The organism is Pseudomonas mendocina, assembly GCF_900636545.1.
In the GTDB taxonomy this organism is placed as follows: Bacteria; Pseudomonadota; Gammaproteobacteria; order Pseudomonadales; family Pseudomonadaceae; genus Aquipseudomonas; species Aquipseudomonas mendocina.
Genome location: NZ_LR134290.1, coordinates 4,428,906 through 4,448,127 on the forward strand (window position 1 = coordinate 4,428,906; position 19,222 = coordinate 4,448,127).

The window sequence follows — 19,222 nt, forward strand, 5'->3', positions numbered from 1 at the left end:
CGTGTTATTCGGTTTCCAGATCGATGTCGATGCCGAGCGAACGGATCTCTTTGATCAGTACGTTGAAGGACTCGGGCATGCCCGGCTCCATACGGTGATCGCCATCCACGATGTTCTTGTACATCTTGGTACGGCCGTTCACGTCGTCCGACTTCACGGTCAGCATTTCCTGCAGGGTGTAGGCGGCGCCGTAGGCTTCCAGCGCCCAGACCTCCATCTCCCCGAAACGCTGACCACCGAACTGCGCCTTACCACCCAGCGGCTGCTGGGTAACCAGGCTGTAGGAACCAGTGGAGCGGGCGTGCATCTTGTCGTCCACCAGGTGGTTCAGTTTCAGCATGTACATGTAGCCGACGGTGGTCGGGCGCTCGAACTGGTTACCGGTACGACCGTCGAACAGACGCATCTGGCCGCTTTCCGGCAGATCGGCCAGCTTCAGCATGGCCTTGATCTCGGTTTCCTTGGCGCCGTCGAACACGGCAGTCGCCATCGGTACACCACCTTTGAGGTTCTTCGCCAGCTCGAGGATCTCGTTGTCGGAGAACTCGTCGAGGTTTTCCTGACGGCCACCGATTTCGTTGTAGATCTCGGCGAGGAACTTGCGCAGTTCGGCAACCTTGCGCTGCTCTTCGAGCATGCGGTTGATCTTCTCGCCCAGGCCCTTGGCCGCCAGGCCCAGGTGGGTTTCGAGGATCTGACCGACGTTCATACGCGACGGTACGCCCAGCGGGTTCAGTACGATGTCCACCGGCGTACCGTTGGCGTCGTGCGGCATGTCTTCGACCGGCATAATCACCGAGACCACACCCTTGTTACCGTGACGACCGGCCATCTTGTCACCCGGCTGGATGCGACGGCGGATGGCCAGGTAGACCTTGACGATCTTCAGTACGCCCGGAGCCAGGTCATCGCCCTGCTGCAGCTTGCGCTTCTTGTCTTCGAACTTGTCGTCGAGCATCTGACGGCGGTCGGAGATATAGGCCTGGGCCTTCTCCAGCTGCTCGTTCAGGGCGTCGTCGGCCATGCGCAGTTTGAACCACTGGCCACGCTCGAGACCGTCGAGGAACTCGTCGGTGATCGCGGTGCCTTTCTTCAGGCCAGCGCCACCTTCGGCGATCGCGCCAACCAAAGCCGAACGCAGACGCTCGAAGGTCGCGCCTTCGACGATGCGGAACTCTTCGTTCAGGTCCTTGCGGATCTCGTCCAGTTGCTGCTTCTCGATGGCCAGGGCGCGGCTGTCGCGCTCGACACCATCACGGGTGAAGACCTGCACGTCGATGACGGTGCCCTTGGTGCCGGTCGGCACGCGCAGGGAGGTGTCCTTCACGTCGGACGCCTTCTCACCGAAGATCGCGCGCAGCAGCTTCTCTTCCGGAGTCAGCTGGGTCTCGCCTTTCGGGGTGACCTTACCGACCAGAATGTCGCCCGGGCCGACTTCGGCACCGACGTAGACGATACCGGCTTCGTCCAGCTTGTTCAGAGCAGCTTCACCGACGTTCGGGATATCAGAGGAGATTTCCTCTGGGCCGAGCTTGGTGTCACGCGCCACACAGGTGAGCTCCTGGATGTGGATGGTGGTGAAGCGGTCTTCCTGAACCACGCGCTCGGACAGGCAGATGGAGTCTTCGAAGTTGAAGCCGTTCCACGGCATGAACGCCACGCGCATGTTCTGACCCAGCGCCAGTTCACCCATGTCAGTGGACGGGCCGTCAGCCATGATGTCGCCACGCGATACCTGATCACCCTTGCTCACCAGCGGGCGCTGGTTGATGCAGGTGTTCTGGTTGGAGCGGGTGTACTTGGTCAGGTTGTAGATGTCGACACCGGCTTCGCCAGTTTCGACTTCGTCATCATTGACACGAACCACGATGCGGCTGGCATCAACGGAATCGATCACACCACCACGACGAGCCACGACGCAGACGCCAGAGTCACGGGCGACGTTGCGCTCCATGCCGGTACCTACCAGCGGCTTGTCAGCGCGCAGGGTCGGTACAGCCTGACGCTGCATGTTCGAACCCATGAGTGCACGGTTGGCGTCGTCGTGCTCGAGGAACGGAATCAGCGAGGCGGCAACCGAGACTACCTGCTTCGGCGAAACGTCCATCAGGGTGACGTCTTCCGGCGCCTTGACGGTGAATTCGTTCAGGTGACGTACGGCGACCAGCTCGTCGATCAGCTGACCCTTGTCGTTCAGGGTCGCGGACGCCTGAGCGATCACGTGATCGGCTTCTTCGATGGCGGACAGGAACACGATCTCGTCGGTGACCTGACCTTCCTTGACCACGCGGTACGGGCTTTCCAGGAAGCCATACTGGTTGGTGCGGGCATAGGCAGCCAGCGAGTTGATCAGACCGATGTTCGGACCTTCCGGGGTTTCGATCGGGCACACACGGCCGTAGTGGGTCGGGTGTACGTCGCGGACTTCGAAGCCGGCGCGCTCACGGGTCAGACCGCCCGGGCCGAGTGCGGAGACGCGGCGCTTGTGGGTGATCTCGGAGAGCGGGTTGTTCTGGTCCATGAACTGCGAGAGCTGGCTGGAACCGAAGAACTCCTTCACCGCCGCCGCAACCGGCTTGGCGTTGATCAGGTCCTGCGGCATCAGGCCTTCGCTTTCGGCCATCGACAGGCGTTCCTTGACCGCGCGTTCTACACGCACCAGGCCAACGCGGAACTGGTTCTCGGCCATCTCGCCGACGCAACGCACGCGACGGTTACCCAGGTGGTCGATGTCGTCGACGATGCCTTTGCCGTTACGGATGTCGACCAGGGTCTTCAGCACGGCTACGATGTCTTCCTTGCTCAGCACGCCCGAACCTTCGATCTCGGTACGACCGATACGGCGGTTGAACTTCATGCGGCCCACGGCGGACAGGTCGTAACGCTCGGCGCTGAAGAACAGGTTGTTGAACAGGGTTTCGGCAGCATCCTTGGTTGGCGGCTCGCCAGGACGCATCATGCGATAGATCTCGACCAGCGCTTCCAACTGATTGGTGGTGCTGTCGATCTTCAGGGTATCGGAGATGAACGGGCCGCAGTCGATGTCGTTGGTGTACAGGGTCTCGAAGCGGACAACCTGCGCCTTGGCCATCTTGACCAGCAGGTCGGCGGTCAGCTCGGTGTTGCATTCGGCGATGATCTCGCCGGTAGCCGGGTGCACGATAGCCTTGGCAGTGGTACGGCCAATCACGTAATCGAGCGGAACTTCCAGCTCCTTGATACCAGCCTTGTCCAGCTGGTTGATATGACGGGCAGTGATACGACGGCCCTGCTCGACGATCACCTTGCCGCTGGCGTCCTTGATGTCCAGGACCGCGACTTCACCACGCAGACGCTGAGGCACCAGCTCCAGGCTCAGGCTCTCGTTCTTAACGTGATAGACGTTGGTGTCGTAGAAGGCATCCAGCACTTCTTCGGTGCTGTAGCCCAGTGCGCGCAGCAGAACGGACGCCGGCAGTTTGCGGCGACGGTCGATACGCACGAAGACCGCGTCCTTCGGGTCGAACTCGAAGTCCAGCCAGGAACCGCGGTAAGGAATGATGCGCGCGGAGTACAGCAGCTTGCCCGAGCTGTGGGTCTTGCCACGGTCGTGGTCGAAGAACACACCCGGCGAACGGTGCAGCTGGGACACGATCACGCGCTCGGTACCGTTGATGACGAAGGTACCGTTCTCGGTCATGAGCGGAATTTCGCCCATGTACACTTCCTGCTCTTTGATGTCCTTGATCGCTTTGTTCGACGATTCTTTGTCGAAAATGATCAGACGGACTTTCACGCGCAGCGGCACGGCGAAGGTCACGCCACGCAGGACGCACTCCTTGACGTCGAACGCCGGCTCGCCCAGGCGATAGCCGACGTACTCCAGGGCGGCGTTGCCGGAGTAGCTGATGATCGGGAATACGGATTTGAAGGCCGCATGCAGGCCGATGTCACGGAACTGTTCCTTGCTCACCCCTTGCTGCAGGAATTCGCGGTACGAATCCAGCTGGATGGCCAGGAGGTAAGGCACATCCATGACATCCGGCAACTTGCTAAAGTCCTTGCGGATACGTTTTTTCTCAGTGTATGAGTAAGCCATCAGCGTTCCCCAGCTTGGTCACCTGCTTGTTTGGCCAGCGCCGGCGGCGATGACCAGAAAATCGTGCAAACCCTCGGTTTGCGACCGCCTCTCGGGCGGGACTTTTTCGGCTCCAGGCCGACTGTCGAACAGCCACCTAGAACGGAAAAAGGCCGGTGGCAAAAGCCACCAGCCATCAGCCTTGTGCGAGTCGCTCGGGCTGTAGACGCAAGGTGCGAACTTACTTGAGTTCGACCTTGGCGCCAGCTTCTTCCAGCTTCTTCTTGGCGTCTTCAGCAGCTTCTTTGGTCAGACCTTCAGCGATGACCTGAGGAGCGGTGTCGACCTTCTCCTTGGCTTCTTTCAGGCCCAGACCGGTCAGCTCGCGAACAGCCTTGATCACGTTCACTTTCTTGTCGCCAGCTTCAGCCAGGACAACGTTGAACTCGGTTTGCTCTTCAACAGCGGCGGCAGCAGCAGCCGGACCAGCGGCAACAGCAGCAGCAGCGGTAACGCCGAAGGTTTCTTCCATCGCTTTGATCAGCTCAACGATTTCCATAACGGATTTCTGGCCGATAGCTTCGATGATTTGCTCGTTAGTCAGAGACATGACTATCAATTCCTGTATTGGGGTGACGGCCTACGCGACCATCAAATTAAACGTTTGATTTCGAAAGTGCTCACGCCGCCTTAGGCAGCAGCAGCTTCTTTCTGGTCGCGAATAGCTGCCAGGGTGCGAGCGAGTTTGCTGGTGGCGCCTTGAATAACGCTCATCAGCTGGGCGATGCCCTCATCGCGGGTCGGCAGGCTTGCCAGTACGTCGATCTGGTTTGCTGCGAGGTACTTGCCCTCGAACGCAGCTGCCTTGATCTCGAACTTGTCCTGACCCTTGGCGAACTCTTTGAACAGACGAGCAGCAGCGCCCGGGTGTTCGTTGGAGAAAGCGATCAGGGTCGGGCCTTTGAACACGTCGTTGAGCACGTCGAACTGAGTGCCTTCAACGGCGCGCTTGAGCAGGGTGTTACGCACGACTTTCACGTACACACCAGCTTCGCGGGCCTCTTTACGGAGTCCGGTCATTGCGCCGACGGTCACGCCACGGGCATCAGCCACGACAGCGGACAGACCGGCTTTGGCAGCCTCGTTGACTTCAGCGACGATGGCCTTCTTGTCTTCGAGTTTAATTGCCACGGGTTTACTCCTGGTTTTTACCGTTTCGCCGGGCCGAAGCTCGGCGGCGTTTTGGTGTCTGATTCGGTAACGAATCGGGAGCACCATCTGCGTAGGCCATCAGGCGAACCTGACATTTAAAACGTGCGTCACCTACGGTCTTGGATAGCCCCCGCCAGGCAGGGACCCCAATCTTTCAAAGCCGGCGGCACACGGCCACCGATCCAATCACTTACGCGTCGAGCGAAGCCTGATCGATGATCAGACCCGGACCCATGGTGGTGCTCAGGGTCACACGCTTGACGTAGATACCTTTCGAGGTCGACGGCTTCAGACGCTTCAGGTCAGCCAGCAGGGCTTCCACGTTCTGTTTCAGCGCAGCGGCTTCGAAGCCGACCTTGCCAACGGAGGTGTGGATGATGCCGTTCTTGTCGGTACGGAAACGCACCTGACCGGCCTTGGCGTTCTTGACAGCGGTAGCGACGTCCGGAGTCACGGTGCCGACTTTCGGGTTCGGCATCAGACCGCGCGGGCCCAGTACCTGGCCCAGCTGGCCAACAACACGCATGGCGTCCGGGGAAGCGATGACCACGTCGTAGTTCAGATCACCAGCCTTCATTTCGGCAGCCAGATCGTCCATACCGACTTTGTCGGCACCGGCAGCCAGGGCAGCTTCAGCGCCCGGACCTTGGGTGAACACGGCAACGCGTACGGTTTTGCCAGTGCCGTTCGGCAGAACGGTGGCGCCACGTACGACCTGGTCGGATTTACGCGGGTCCACACCCAGGTTCACCGCGACGTCGAAGGACTCTACGAATTTGGCAGCAGGCAGCGAAGCCAGCAGAGTGGCCGCTTCTTCGAAGCTGTAGGCCTTGCCTGCTTCGATTTTCTCGGCGATGGCCTTTTGGCGCTTGGTCAACTTAGCCATTACACACCCTCCACGTTCAGGCCCATGCTACGAGCGGAGCCGGCGATGGTGCGCACGGCCGCATCCAGGTCAGCGGCAGTCAGATCAGCCTGTTTGGTCTTGGCGATCTCTTCCAGCTGAGCACGGGTAACGGTGCCTACTTTGACGGTGTTCGGACGAGCAGAACCACTGGTCAGGCCGGCGGCCTTCTTCAGCAGGACCGATGCCGGGGTGCTCTTGGTTTCAAAGGTGAAGCTGCGGTCGCTGTAAACGGTGATGATCACAGGAGTCGGCAGACCAGGCTCCATGCCCTGGGTTTTGGCGTTGAACGCCTTGCAGAATTCCATGATGTTCACGCCGTGCTGACCCAGAGCGGGACCGACGGGTGGCGACGGGTTTGCCTGACCGGCTTTAACCTGCAGCTTGATATAAGCTTGAATCTTCTTAGCCATTAGCTACTCCAAATTCGGGTTCGAACGCCTGACGGCTCCCCGAGGTTACTTACGCATTTATCCCAATGACGACAAAACCCCGCAGCCTAAGACTGCGGGGTGAGGGATGCTTATGTCAGTTATGCCTTTTCGACCTGACTGAACTCCAGCTCGACCGGGGTGGAGCGACCAAAGATGGTCACAGCAACCTGGATGCGGCTTTTCTCGTAATTCACTTCTTCGACCACGCCACCGAAATCGGCGAACGGGCCATCGACAACACGAACCATCTCGCCCGGCTCGAACAGCGTCTTCGGCTTGGGCTTGTCGCCACTGTCGGCAACACGACGCAGAATGGCTTCAGCTTCTTTTTCGGTGATCGGTGCCGGCTTGTCGGCAGTACCACCAATGAAGCCCATGACGCGCGGCGTGTCCTTGATCAAGTGCCAAGTCGCCTCGTTCATCTCCATCTGCACAAGAACATAGCCAGGAAAGAACTTGCGCTCACTCTTGCGCTTCTGACCATTGCGCATCTCGACCACTTCTTCAGTGGGAACGAGAATCTCGCCAAAGTCATCTTCCATACCAGCCAGTTTCACGCGCTCGATGAGCGAGCGCATGACATGCTTCTCGTAACCCGAGTAAGCATGCACGACGTACCAACGCTTAGCCACGAGACACCCTTAACCAACAATCAGGGAAATAAGCCAACCGAGCAGGGAATCAAGACCCCACAACAGCAGCGCCATCACCAGAACCACGGCAACCACGATCAGGGTGGTCTGCGTGGTTTCCTGGCGGGTCGGCCATACAACCTTACGAATCTCGACGCGCGCTTCTTTCAGCAGCACCGCGAAAGCCTGACCACGGGAAGTCTGAAACGCCACGAAAGCAGCAACAGCACCCAGCACAACCAGACCCAGAACGCGATACAGAACCGGCTCTGCAGAGAAGTACTGATTACCTACGACACCCACAGCAACCAGGGCAGCGACAACCAGCCACTTGACCAGATCAAAGCGAGAGTCTTTGGCTTCAGCCTTAACATTCATTCGAGAGGATCCTGTGAAAGACACGCCAAATTCGTTAGAAAATGGCAGGTCAGGAGGGAATCGAACCCCCAACCTGCGGTTTTGGAGACCGCCGCTCTGCCAATTGAGCTACTGACCTAGAACAAAATCAGGCCGACCATTATGCCGGCCTGAGAGGGACAGATCAATCGATTATTCGATGATCTTTGCTACAACACCAGCACCAACGGTACGACCACCTTCGCGAATTGCGAAGCGCAGGCCGTCTTCCATGGCGATCGGCTTGATCAGGGTGACAACCATTTTGATGTTGTCGCCCGGCATTACCATCTCAACGCCTTCCGGCAGTTCGCACGAACCGGTCACGTCAGTGGTACGGAAGTAGAACTGCGGACGGTAGCCCTTGAAGAACGGGGTGTGACGACCACCTTCTTCCTTGGACAGAACGTACACTTCAGCTTCGAACTTGGTGTGCGGCTTGATGGTGCCCGGCTTGGCCAGAACCTGACCACGCTCGACTTCATCACGCTTGGTGCCGCGCAGCAGCACGCCGCAGTTCTCACCAGCACGACCTTCGTCCAGCAGCTTGCGGAACATCTCAACGCCGGTGCAGGTGGTTTTGGTGGTCGGACGCAGACCAACGATTTCGATTTCTTCCTGGATCTTGACGATACCGCGCTCTACACGACCGGTCACAACAGTACCGCGGCCGGAGATCGAGAACACGTCTTCGATCGGCATCAGGAACGGACGATCGATGGCACGAACCGGCTCAGGAATGTAGCTATCCAGAGTCTCAACCAGCTTCTTCACAGCGGAAGTGCCCAGCTCGTTGGTGTCTTCGCCGTTCAGCGCCATCAGCGCGGAGCCGATGATGATCGGAGTGTCGTCACCCGGGAAATCGTAGGTGCTCAGCAGGTCGCGAACTTCCATCTCGACCAGCTCCAGCAGCTCGGCGTCGTCAACCATATCAGCCTTGTTCAGGAAGACAACGATGTACGGAACGCCAACCTGACGGGACAGCAGGATGTGCTCACGGGTTTGCGGCATGGGGCCGTCGGCAGCCGAGCAGACCAGGATCGCGCCGTCCATCTGGGCAGCACCGGTGATCATGTTCTTCACGTAGTCGGCGTGGCCCGGGCAGTCAACGTGCGCGTAGTGACGAATATTGGAATCGTACTCTACGTGCGCAGTGTTGATGGTGATACCACGAGCTTTCTCTTCCGGAGCGCTGTCGATCTTGTCGAAGTCAACCTTGGCCGAACCGAAAACTTCGGAGCAGACGCGGGTCAGAGCAGCGGTCAGAGTGGTCTTACCGTGGTCAACGTGACCGATGGTGCCGACGTTGACGTGCGGTTTGTTACGTTCGAATTTCTCTTTAGCCATCTTGACCGTCTCCTAGCGAAGAATTGAGCAAGCTATGCCGCCATTAAAACAAAGGCAGATACTTTCATATCTGCCTTTATTAGATGGAGCTCATGAGCGGATTTGAACCGCTGACCTCACCCTTACCAAGGGTGTGCTCTACCAACTGAGCTACATGAGCCAAACTCTATTGCGCCAACCACAAACTGGAGCGGGTAGCGGGAATCGAACCCGCATCATCAGCTTGGAAGGCTGAGGTTCTACCACTGAACTATACCCGCGGAGCCTGCAGCTCACGCCGAATCTGGTGGAGGGGGAAGGATTCGAACCTTCGAAGTCGATGACGTCAGATTTACAGTCTGATCCCTTTGGCCGCTCGGGAACCCCTCCAAAGTGAGGCGGCATTTTCTAGATCTGCCACCCTGCTGTCAAGCTTTTTCTCATTAAAATCTTGAGGTTAGCTACTCTGACAACATCTTCGTCGGGAACCAACTTTGACCACCCTGCGAAGCGGGCGCCATTCTATGCAAACTACTGGAGCAATGCAACGCCTTCACAAGGCATTAATTGATGCTGCAAACCGGCGAAGTCTCCAGCAAGTCGCCCAAGCAGAAATTCATCGGCCAGACGCCGACTTTTCGGCGCTACACGCACCCAGAAGCTGCGGTGCGCACGCGACAACTCGCGAATCTGCGGCTCATAGCCCACATCGCGCAAACGCTGCATGACACTACTGGCCGAATCATTGCGAGGAAATATGCCGAGCGATATGCCGTTGGCCAGCTCGCCTTGGGTAATGATGTAGCTGTCGATACGCCGCGCCTGCAACTCACGTAACTGCCTCAGCGAGGCCTGACGAGATGCCAGAGGCGGCAGATACACCCAATACTCGACACCTGCAGCCGCATCGACACTGCGCACTTCAGCCTGTATGTCCAGACTGAGCAACCGCTGCTCCACCACCTTAGCCCCTGCCTCCTCCTCGAAACTGCCAAGGAACAGACAAACAGCCGCTTCGGGAGATGCTTCGACCGGCAGCGAAGGCTCTCCGCGCGAATTCGGCGCACCCGCCTCACTTAGCAGGCGAATATCCTTGCGAGCCGCCTGATACGCATCCGCCGGAGCGATCTCCTTGGCGCGCAGCGGCGCTTGCTGCTGATGCCAGACGTAATAGAAGGCATTAAGTAGCAGGAGCAATAGCAGAATCCAACGCATGCTTCGCCTCAACTCAAGGGACAAGCGATCGCCAGCCCGACAAATACGAGATCCGTAACCACCTGCGCGCCCGGCACCACATCCCGAACCAGATCCGCATCACCTCCGGTCAGGAAGACTTCGAAGCCCTCAGGGAAACGGGCCTGCGCCTGCAGCAACTGCTCCGCAACGAAACCGCGCAGCATCAACACACAACCGCGCTCTACGGCCTCAGCCGTGGAGCGCCCGGGCTCAAGCTCCTGTAAGGCAGCCAACGCCACCTGGCGATCGTAACGAATGCGCCGGGTGTGCGTACTCAGCTGATCGCGCATCAACGGAAGCCCAGGACAAATGAAACCGCCCTGATGCAGACCATCCGCGGATATGAAGTCTGCGGTTACCGCCGTCCCGAGATCGACCACCAGGCAAGCGCGCTGCCCGAGATGATAAGCACCCAGCACAGCGAGCCAACGATCCAGACCCAGCCGCCGATAATCCTCGTACCCATTGCACACCGCCCCAACCTGGCTGGCAGACTGCGCACAGACAGCCTCAACACCAAGGAGCTCATACAGGCGCGCCACTAACTGCTCGGTCTCAGCATCACTGCGCACACTGACCAGACGGCAGTGACTTACCTGCAACTCCGGAGCTGCAGCCAGGGAGTCGAAGAGGGCTGAATCAGAATCCACAACACCCGCAAAAAGACGCTGACTCCCATCTCTGGAAATCACCCGCCACTTGATAAAGCTGTTACCGCAATCGAGCTCAAGAATCATGCTGCAACCTCAAGCTCAACTCTCCGCCGCTGAATGCGCGATCGACACCATCCACACTCAATCGAACAGCACCTCGCTCATCGACGCCAAGCACGACACCCAGCGTCGCATTATTGCCCGCAGTCAGCACCACTGATCTGCCGCGCCACGCATGCAGTGCCTCCCACTCCTCACGCAAGTCAGCAAATCCATGCTGCCAGTGCATGGAGAGGCAGTCACGCAACTGCAAGAGCAGCTCAGCGGCCAGATCATTTCGATCAAGCATACGCCCCATGCACTGCCGCACGGACGCCCATGGCTGGTCGATAGCACCAGAAGCGTCGTTCGCCATATTGACGTTGATACCGATGCCTATCACAACATGGCAAACATCGGCCGGGTCACCAGCCAACTCCAGAAGAATCCCGGATATTTTTCGCCCATCGACCAGTACGTCATTCGGCCATTTCAACTGCACCCCGTTCAGACCCAGGCTCTGCAGGGTCTTGGCGACAGCGAGTCCCACCGTCAGGCTCAACGCCTCGACCTGGCTCATGCCGCCATCGACGCGCAACACGACACTGCAGTAGAGATTCTCTGCAAACGGGCTGGCCCAGACACGCCCGCGCCGACCACGCCCTGCAGTCTGACGCTCAGCTAGCAGTACAAAAGGTGCTCGCTCTCCCGCTTCGAGACGGCGGAAGATCTCTGCATTCGTGGAATCCACACTCGGCTCGACTGCGACCGGCCAACCCGAACCCAAGGCACCTTGCGATATCCGCTCAGCGTTGAGCAGGATCATGGGCGAAGACAGCCGATAGCCGCGCCCTGGGACCTTGAATACTTCGACCCCGAGCTCAGCCTCCAACCCCTGCAACTGCTTCCAGATGGCACTACGACTTATCCCAAGCTGAGCCCCAAGGGCTTCACCGGAATGGAATCGTCCATCCTGTAGAAGTTTCAACAATTCCAGCATGCGAGGCCCCGCTACGAACAAGGCTGGCATGATAACGACGAGGCTTCAGCTTGCATAGAAAACGGCAAGCGGAAGACAAATCAGCAGGAAGACAGGACACTGGAATCCAAGCAATAGAAGCGGGTAGTGCCCACAGCTTAAGGAGGTGCGGCTATCGGCACCGAATTACTGAAGGGTGCGCCCTGCACACCGCTTAGGCCCGCTCATCAGCGGTGCGTACGCGCTTGCAGGAACGACCTCTGGCTAATTTTCCGCTGCGCAAAGAAGAAACCCCAGACCGCGTTAGCGATCTGGGGTTTCGTATAGGAGCTTGACGATGACCTACTCTCACATGGTGAAGCACCACACTACCATCGGCGATGCGTCGTTTCACTACTGAGTTCGGGATGGGATCAGGTGGTTCCAACGCTCTATGGTCGTCAAGCAATTCGGTTGGGATGTCGCGGTTAGGCGCTATCCCTTGGATACGTGATAGAGGCTTGTAGCTCTCGCAAATTTTCGGCTTTCTGTCGACTTCACCATCTACACCCTCTGCGTTGAGGGCAGATTGTTTGGGTGTTATATGGTCAAGCCTCACGGGCAATTAGTATTGGTTAGCTCAACGCCTCACAGCGCTTACACACCCAACCTATCAACGTCGTAGTCTTCGACGGCCCTTTAGGGAGCTCAAGGCTCCAGTGAGATCTCATCTTGAGGCAAGTTTCCCGCTTAGATGCTTTCAGCGGTTATCTTTTCCGAACATAGCTACCCGGCAATGCCACTGGCGTGACAACCGGAACACCAGAGGTTCGTCCAACCCGGTCCTCTCGTACTAAGGTCAGCCCCTCTCAAATCTCAAACGTCCACGGCAGATAGGGACCGAACTGTCTCACGACGTTCTAAACCCAGCTCGCGTACCACTTTAAATGGCGAACAGCCATACCCTTGGGACCGGCTTCAGCCCCAGGATGTGATGAGCCGACATCGAGGTGCCAAACACCGCCGTCGATATGAACTCTTGGGCGGTATCAGCCTGTTATCCCCGGAGTACCTTTTATCCGTTGAGCGATGGCCCTTCCATACAGAACCACCGGATCACTAAGACCTACTTTCGTACCTGCTCGACGTGTCTGTCTCGCAGTCAAGCGCGCTTTTGCCTTTATACTCTACGACCGATTTCCGACCGGTCTGAGCGCACCTTCGTACTCCTCCGTTACTCTTTGGGAGGAGACCGCCCCAGTCAAACTACCCACCATACACTGTCCTCGATCCGGATAACGGACCAGAGTTAGAACCTCAAGGTTGCCAGGGTGGTATTTCAAGGATGGCTCCATGAGAACTGGCGTCCCCACTTCAAAGCCTCCCACCTATCCTACACAAGCAAGCTCAAAGTCCAGTGCAAAGCTATAGTAAAGGTTCACGGGGTCTTTCCGTCTAGCCGCGGATACACTGCATCTTCACAGCGATTTCAATTTCACTGAGTCTCGGGTGGAGACAGCGCCGCCATCGTTACGCCATTCGTGCAGGTCGGAACTTACCCGACAAGGAATTTCGCTACCTTAGGACCGTTATAGTTACGGCCGCCGTTTACCGGGGCTTCGATCAAGAGCTTCGCTTGCGCTAACCCCATCAATTAACCTTCCGGCACCGGGCAGGCGTCACACCCTATACGTCCACTTTCGTGTTTGCAGAGTGCTGTGTTTTTAATAAACAGTCGCAGCGGCCTGGTATCTTCGACCGGCATGGGCTTACGTAGTAAATACTTCACCCTCACCGGCGCACCTTCTCCCGAAGTTACGGTGCCATTTTGCCTAGTTCCTTCACCCGAGTTCTCTCAAGCGCCTTGGTATTCTCTACCTAACCACCTGTGTCGGTTTGGGGTACGGTTCCTAGTTACCTGAAGCTTAGAAGCTTTTCCTGGAAGCATGGCATCAACCACTTCGCATTCTAAAAGAACGCTCGTCATCAGCTCTCGGCCTTGATCTCCCGGATTTACCTAAGAAATCAGCCTACCACCTTAAACACGGACAACCAACGCCGTGCTGGCCTAGCCTTCTCCGTCCCTCCATCGCAGTAACTAGAAGTACGGGAATATTAACCCGTTTCCCATCGACTACGCATTTCTGCCTCGCCTTAGGGGCCGACTAACCCTGCGTCGATTAACGTTGCGCAGGAAACCTTGGTCTTTCGGCGTGCGAGTTTTTCACTCGCATTGTCGTTACTCATGTCAGCATTCGCACTTCTGATACCTCCAGCAAGCTTCTCAACTCACCTTCACAGGCTTACAGAACGCTCCTCTACCGCTCATCCAAAGGATGAACCCGTAGCTTCGGTGTATGGTTTGAGCCCCGTTACATCTTCCGCGCAGGCCGACTCGACTAGTGAGCTATTACGCTTTCTTTAAAGGATGGCTGCTTCTAAGCCAACCTCCTAGCTGTCTAAGCCTTCCCACATCGTTTCCCACTTAACCATAACTTTGGGACCTTAGCTGACGGTCTGGGTTGTTTCCCTTTTCACGACGGACGTTAGCACCCGCCGTGTGTCTCCCGTGCTGACACTTGCTGGTATTCGGAGTTTGCATCGGTTTGGTAAGTCGGGATGACCCCCTAGCCGAAACAGTGCTCTACCCCCAGCAGTGATACACGAGGCGCTACCTAAATAGCTTTCGAGGAGAACCAGCTATCTCCGAGCTTGATTAGCCTTTCACTCCGATCCACAGGTCATCCGCTAACTTTTCAACGGTAGTCGGTTCGGTCCTCCAGTCAGTGTTACCTAACCTTCAACCTGCCCATGGATAGATCGCCCGGTTTCGGGTCTATACCCAGCGACTAAAGCGCCCTATTAAGACTCGCTTTCGCTACGCCTCCCCTATTCGGTTAAGCTCGCCACTGAATATAAGTCGCTGACCCATTATACAAAAGGTACGCAGTCACCCAACAAAGTAGGCTCCCACTGCTTGTACGCATACGGTTTCAGGTTCTATTTCACTCCCCTCTCCGGGGTTCTTTTCGCCTTTCCCTCACGGTACTGGTTCACTATCGGTCAGTCAGTAGTATTTAGCCTTGGAGGATGGTCCCCCCATGTTCAGACAAGGTTTCTCGTGCCCCGTCCTACTCGATTTCATTGATAAGAGCGTTTCGTGTACGGGGCTATCACCCACTACGGCGGCACTTTCCAGAGCCTTCCACTACACTCAAATCAACTTAAGGGCTAGTCCCCGTTCGCTCGCCACTACTTAGGGAATCTCGGTTGATTTCTTTTCCTCAGGGTACTTAGATGTTTCAGTTCCCCTGGTTCGCCTCTTGCACCTATGGATTCAGTACAAGATAACCAGCTTATGCTGGCTGGGTTCCCCCATTCAGAGATCTCTGGATCACAGTCTGTTTGCCGACTCCCCAAAGCTTTTCGCAGGCTACCACGTCTTTCATCGCCTCTGACTGCCAAGGCATCCACCGTATGCGCTTCTTCACTTGACCATATAACCCCAAGCAATCTGGTTACTGTCTCAATCGTGAAGACGACATTCGCCGAAAATTTGCGTCTTGAGAACTACAAATTTTGCCTTGATTAACAATGTGCAGTGAAACACATTGTTAGTCACTTCTATCACATATCCAAATTTTTAAAGAACGATTTTCTACCGGTCAAAAGACCAGAAATCAGCACTCGCCAGGCTTACCCTGAAGCGCTCATTTCTGAACTCTTTAACTCACCGCAACACGTAGAGAGTGGTGGAGCCAAGCGGGATCGAACCGCTGACCTCCTGCGTGCAAAGCAGGCGCTCTCCCAGCTGAGCTATGGCCCCGTAATCTTCTGCACCAAGCAATTGGTAGGTCTGGGCAGATTTGAACTGCCGACCTCACCCTTATCAGGGGTGCGCTCTAACCAACTGAGCTACAGACCTATAACAGGGTCGCGTTACAGCATCGTCTTCGACTATGAATCAAGCAATTCGTGTGGGAACTTATGAAGAAGCTGATGTCTTCGATTAAGGAGGTGATCCAGCCGCAGGTTCCCCTACGGCTACCTTGTTACGACTTCACCCCAGTCATGAATCACTCCGTGGTAACCGTCCCCCCGAAGGTTAGACTAGCTACTTCTGGAGCAACCCACTCCCATGGTGTGACGGGCGGTGTGTACAAGGCCCGGGAACGTATTCACCGTGACATTCTGATTCACGATTACTAGCGATTCCGACTTCACGCAGTCGAGTTGCAGACTGCGATCCGGACTACGATCGGTTTTATGGGATTAGCTCCACCTCGCGGCTTGGCAACCCTTTGTACCGACCATTGTAGCACGTGTGTAGCCCTGGCCGTAAGGGCCATGATGACTTGACGTCATCCCCACCTTCCTCCGGTTTGTCACCGGCAGTCTCCTTAGAGTGCCCACCCGAGGTGCTGGTAACTAAGGACAAGGGTTGCGCTCGTTACGGGACTTAACCCAACATCTCACGACACGAGCTGACGACAGCCATGCAGCACCTGTGTCTGAGTTCCCGAAGGCACCAATCCATCTCTGGAAAGTTCTCAGCATGTCAAGGCCAGGTAAGGTTCTTCGCGTTGCTTCGAATTAAACCACATGCTCCACCGCTTGTGCGGGCCCCCGTCAATTCATTTGAGTTTTAACCTTGCGGCCGTACTCCCCAGGCGGTCAACTTAATGCGTTAGCTGCGCCACTAAAATCTCAAGGATTCCAACGGCTAGTTGACATCGTTTACGGCGTGGACTACCAGGGTATCTAATCCTGTTTGCTCCCCACGCTTTCGCACCTCAGTGTCAGTATCAGTCCAGGTGGTCGCCTTCGCCACTGGTGTTCCTTCCTATATCTACGCATTTCACCGCTACACAGGAAATTCCACCACCCTCTACCGTACTCTAGCTCGCCAGTTTTGGATGCAGTTCCCAGGTTGAGCCCGGGGCTTTCACATCCAACTTAACGAACCACCTACGCGCGCTTTACGCCCAGTAATTCCGATTAACGCTTGCACCCTTCGTATTACCGCGGCTGCTGGCACGAAGTTAGCCGGTGCTTATTCTGTTGGTAACGTCAAAACACTAACGTATTAGGTTAATGCCCTTCCTCCCAACTTAAAGTGCTTTACAATCCGAAGACCTTCTTCACACACGCGGCATGGCTGGATCAGGCTTTCGCCCATTGTCCAATATTCCCCACTGCTGCCTCCCGTAGGAGTCTGGACCGTGTCTCAGTTCCAGTGTGACTGATCATCCTCTCAGACCAGTTACGGATCGTCGCCTTGGTGAGCCATTACCTCACCAACTAGCTAATCCGACCTAGGCTCATCTGATAGCGCAAGGCCCGAAGGTCCCCTGCTTTCTCCCGTAGGACGTACGCGGTATTAGCGTTCCTTTCGGAACGTTATCCCCCACTACCAGGCAGATTCCTAGGCATTACTCACCCGTCCGCCGCTAAATCAAGGAGCAAGCTCCTCTCATCCGCTCGACTTGCATGTGTTAGGCCTGCCGCCAGCGTTCAATCTGAGCCATGATCAAACTCTTCAGTTCAATACTGCTTGGGTTTTGAGAAAACCCTAAACTTGGCTCAGCAATCGCAAATAAACTCTCGAATTCACGAGTGTTACTTGTGATGCTGATAATCAGTCGACTATCAGTCTTACCTCACAAGCACCCACACGAATTGCTTGATTCAGTTGTTAAAGAACAGTTGGTTAAGCTTTTCGTCTCAACCGAGGCCGCGCATTCTACAGCAGCCTTTCTATCTGTCAAGCTGTTTTTCGATTTTGTTTCCGGAGAAACTTCTTTCTACTCAACCACTTGCGCTTTCGATCAGAGCTTCTTCTCTCCAGCGGGAGGCGCATTCTACAGCGTTCAAAACCGCTGTCAACACCTCTTTTCTACCGCTTTCGATCCACTTGACCGAACCACCAACAGAGTCAAACCAACACCCTGCCGACCGGCGCGCATTCTACACGCCAGATCCAGCTTTGCAAGCCCTTCATTCAACTTAACTTATTGATTAACAAGAAGTTTTTGAAGCGCTTCATCGCTGAAGTGGCGCGCATTCTACCGCCAGCAGAATGCGCGTCAAGCTTTAATTGCAGTTTTATTACTCGGCCTTGAGGGTGATACGCGCAAAGGCCTTCTTGCCAGCCTGGCAGACATGGGTAGAACCCAGCTTGAACAGGAAAGCACGGTCGACCACTTCACCATCGACGCGCACACCACCAGAGCCCAGCAGGTCACGAGCCACGGCAGCATTCTTAACCAGGCCTGCTTTATTAAGGACGGACGAGATCGGCATATCTTCAACCGAAACCAGCTCGACTTCTGGCAGATCTGCCGGCAACTCGCCATCCTTCATACGGTTGCCTGCGGAACGATGGGCACTGGCAGCCGCCTCCTCGCCATGAAAACGCGCAACGAGCTCCTCGGCCAGTTTGATCTTGATGTCACGCGGATTCGCCCCCTGCTCGACATCACGCTTGAACTGCTCGATCTCCTCCATGGACCGGAAGCTGAGCAGCTCGAAATAGCGCCACATCAGCACATCAGGCATGGACACCAGTTTGTTGTACATCACACCCGGCGCTTCCTGGATACCGACGTAGTTACCCAAGGATTTGGACATCTTCTTCACGCCATCGAGACCTTCCAACAACGGCATGGTGACGATGCACTGCGACTCCTGCCCATAAGCGCGCTGCAGCTCGCGCCCCATCAGCAGATTGAATTTCTGATCGGTACCCCCCAGCTCGACATCAGCCTTGAGCGCCACGGAGTCATAGCCCTGCACCAACGGGTAAAGGAACTCATGAATCGCGATCGGCTGATTACCGGTATAGCGCTTGTCGAAGTCGTCGCGCTCGAGCATCCGCGCCACGGTGTACTGCGAAGCCAGGCGAATGAAGTCAGCAGGCTTGAGCTGGTCCATCCAGGTCGAGTTGAAGGCGACCTCGGTCTTGGCCGGATCGAGAATCTTGAACACCTGCTGCTTATAGGTCTCGGCATTATCCAGAACCTGCTCACGGGTCAGCGGCGGACGAGTCGCGCTCTTGCCGCTGGGGTCACCGATCATCCCGGTGAAATCCCCAATCAGGAAGACCACCTGATGGCCGAGTTCCTGGAACTGACGCAGCTTATTAATAAGAACGGTATGGCCGAGATGCAGATCTGGCGCAGTAGGGTCGAAACCCGCCTTGATCCGCAGCGGCTGACCACGCTTGAGCTTTTCGACCAGCTCAGCCTCAACCAGAACCTCTTCCGCACCGCGCTTGATCAGCGCCAGCTGCTCTTCAACCGACTTCATAAAATGACTCACAGTGACCGCGTTCAAAAGGGAACCAACCATACAAGAACGCTGACAAATCACAAGT

The 19,222-nt window shown here is 56.4% G+C and carries 12 protein-coding genes, 6 tRNA genes and 3 rRNA genes; all 21 read right to left on the reverse strand.

Going from position 1 to position 19,222, the window contains the following annotated elements:
* Positions 1-4 precede the first annotated feature (4 nt).
* The gene (gene rpoB, locus EL191_RS20705; RefSeq protein ID WP_013717351.1) at positions 5-4,078 is read right to left on the reverse strand and encodes a DNA-directed RNA polymerase subunit beta; all 4,074 of its coding nucleotides are present in this window, start codon (positions 4,076-4,078) and stop codon (positions 5-7) included.
* Between the two features lie 220 nt (positions 4,079-4,298).
* A complete protein-coding gene (gene rplL, locus EL191_RS20710; protein WP_013717352.1) occupies positions 4,299-4,667 on the reverse strand; it encodes a 50S ribosomal protein L7/L12 in 369 nt (122 codons plus the stop codon).
* 80 nt (positions 4,668-4,747) lie between these two features.
* Positions 4,748-5,248, reverse strand: a complete 501-nt coding sequence (gene rplJ / locus EL191_RS20715) for a 50S ribosomal protein L10 (protein ID WP_003463333.1) — start codon at positions 5,246-5,248, stop codon at positions 4,748-4,750.
* Between the two features lie 211 nt (positions 5,249-5,459).
* Positions 5,460-6,155: a 50S ribosomal protein L1 gene (rplA, locus tag EL191_RS20720; RefSeq protein ID WP_013717353.1), complete on the reverse strand. Its 696-nt coding sequence runs from the start codon at positions 6,153-6,155 to the stop codon at positions 5,460-5,462.
* A complete protein-coding gene (gene rplK, locus EL191_RS20725) occupies positions 6,155-6,586 on the reverse strand; it encodes a 50S ribosomal protein L11 (protein ID WP_004373444.1) in 432 nt (143 codons plus the stop codon). Before rplK ends, rplA begins: the two co-directional genes overlap by 1 nt.
* A 119-nt stretch (positions 6,587-6,705) precedes the next feature.
* Positions 6,706-7,239: a transcription termination/antitermination protein NusG gene (gene nusG / locus EL191_RS20730; protein WP_004373446.1), complete on the reverse strand. Its 534-nt coding sequence runs from the start codon at positions 7,237-7,239 to the stop codon at positions 6,706-6,708.
* Between the two features lie 9 nt (positions 7,240-7,248).
* Entirely contained in the window at positions 7,249-7,617 is a 369-nt protein-coding gene (secE, locus tag EL191_RS20735; RefSeq protein ID WP_041981069.1) for a preprotein translocase subunit SecE, read from the reverse strand.
* Positions 7,618-7,659: 42 nt separating this feature from the next.
* Positions 7,660-7,735, reverse strand: a tRNA-Trp gene (locus EL191_RS20740).
* Positions 7,736-7,788: 53 nt separating this feature from the next.
* Positions 7,789-8,982, reverse strand: a complete 1,194-nt coding sequence (gene tuf / locus EL191_RS20745) for an elongation factor Tu (protein WP_036994748.1) — start codon at positions 8,980-8,982, stop codon at positions 7,789-7,791.
* A gap of 84 nt (positions 8,983-9,066) precedes the next feature.
* A tRNA-Thr gene (locus EL191_RS20750) sits at positions 9,067-9,142 on the reverse strand.
* A 26-nt stretch (positions 9,143-9,168) separates the two neighbouring features.
* Positions 9,169-9,242: transfer RNA gene (locus tag EL191_RS20755), tRNA-Gly, on the reverse strand.
* 24 nt (positions 9,243-9,266) lie between these two features.
* A tRNA-Tyr gene (locus tag EL191_RS20760) sits at positions 9,267-9,351 on the reverse strand.
* A 141-nt stretch (positions 9,352-9,492) separates the two neighbouring features.
* Positions 9,493-10,176 carry an SPOR domain-containing protein gene (locus EL191_RS20765; protein WP_041981073.1) on the reverse strand — a complete coding sequence of 228 codons (684 nt, stop codon included), beginning with the start codon at positions 10,174-10,176 and terminating at the stop codon, positions 9,493-9,495.
* A gap of 8 nt (positions 10,177-10,184) precedes the next feature.
* Positions 10,185-10,934 (reverse strand): pantothenate kinase, encoded by a 750-nt coding sequence (locus EL191_RS20770; RefSeq protein ID WP_041981072.1) that lies wholly within the window; start codon positions 10,932-10,934, stop codon positions 10,185-10,187.
* On the reverse strand, positions 10,924-11,889 hold the full coding sequence (gene birA, locus EL191_RS20775; RefSeq protein WP_041981075.1) for a bifunctional biotin--[acetyl-CoA-carboxylase] ligase/biotin operon repressor BirA: 966 nt from the start codon (positions 11,887-11,889) through the stop codon (positions 10,924-10,926). The genes EL191_RS20770 and birA overlap by 11 nt, the downstream gene beginning before the upstream one ends.
* Positions 11,890-12,197: 308 nt before the next feature.
* Positions 12,198-12,313 (reverse strand): 5S ribosomal RNA (gene rrf / locus EL191_RS20780).
* 138 nt (positions 12,314-12,451) lie between these two features.
* Positions 12,452-15,344, reverse strand: a 23S ribosomal RNA gene (locus EL191_RS20785).
* Between the two features lie 253 nt (positions 15,345-15,597).
* A tRNA-Ala gene (locus EL191_RS20790) sits at positions 15,598-15,673 on the reverse strand.
* 22 nt (positions 15,674-15,695) lie between these two features.
* A tRNA-Ile gene (locus tag EL191_RS20795) sits at positions 15,696-15,772 on the reverse strand.
* 85 nt (positions 15,773-15,857) lie between these two features.
* Positions 15,858-17,393, reverse strand: a 16S ribosomal RNA gene (locus EL191_RS20800).
* Together the 16S, 23S and 5S rRNA genes with 2 tRNA genes alongside form the textbook arrangement of a ribosomal RNA operon.
* 562 nt (positions 17,394-17,955) lie before the next feature.
* Positions 17,956-19,155: a tyrosine--tRNA ligase gene (gene tyrS, locus EL191_RS20810; RefSeq protein ID WP_013717359.1), complete on the reverse strand. Its 1,200-nt coding sequence runs from the start codon at positions 19,153-19,155 to the stop codon at positions 17,956-17,958.
* Positions 19,156-19,222 lie beyond the last annotated feature (67 nt).

Bases quoted from the DNA above. Each gene is read 5' to 3' on its own strand.
- rpoB (WP_013717351.1), bottom strand. From the start codon at position 4,078: ATGGCTTACTCATACACTGAGAAAAAACGTATCCGCAAGGACTTTAGC.
- rplL (WP_013717352.1), bottom strand. From the start codon at position 4,667: ATGTCTCTGACTAACGAGCAAATCATCGAAGCTATCGGCCAGAAATCC.
- rplA (WP_013717353.1), bottom strand. From the start codon at position 6,155: ATGGCTAAGTTGACCAAGCGCCAAAAGGCCATCGCCGAGAAAATCGAA.
- rplK (WP_004373444.1), bottom strand. From the start codon at position 6,586: ATGGCTAAGAAGATTCAAGCTTATATCAAGCTGCAGGTTAAAGCCGGT.
- secE (WP_041981069.1), bottom strand. From the start codon at position 7,617: ATGAATGTTAAGGCTGAAGCCAAAGACTCTCGCTTTGATCTGGTCAAG.
- tuf (WP_036994748.1), bottom strand. From the start codon at position 8,982: ATGGCTAAAGAGAAATTCGAACGTAACAAACCGCACGTCAACGTCGGC.
- EL191_RS20765 (WP_041981073.1), bottom strand. From the start codon at position 10,176: ATGCGTTGGATTCTGCTATTGCTCCTGCTACTTAATGCCTTCTATTAC.
- EL191_RS20770 (WP_041981072.1), bottom strand. From the start codon at position 10,934: ATGATTCTTGAGCTCGATTGCGGTAACAGCTTTATCAAGTGGCGGGTG.
- birA (WP_041981075.1), bottom strand. From the start codon at position 11,889: ATGCTGGAATTGTTGAAACTTCTACAGGATGGACGATTCCATTCCGGT.
- tyrS (WP_013717359.1), bottom strand. From the start codon at position 19,155: ATGAAGTCGGTTGAAGAGCAGCTGGCGCTGATCAAGCGCGGTGCGGAA.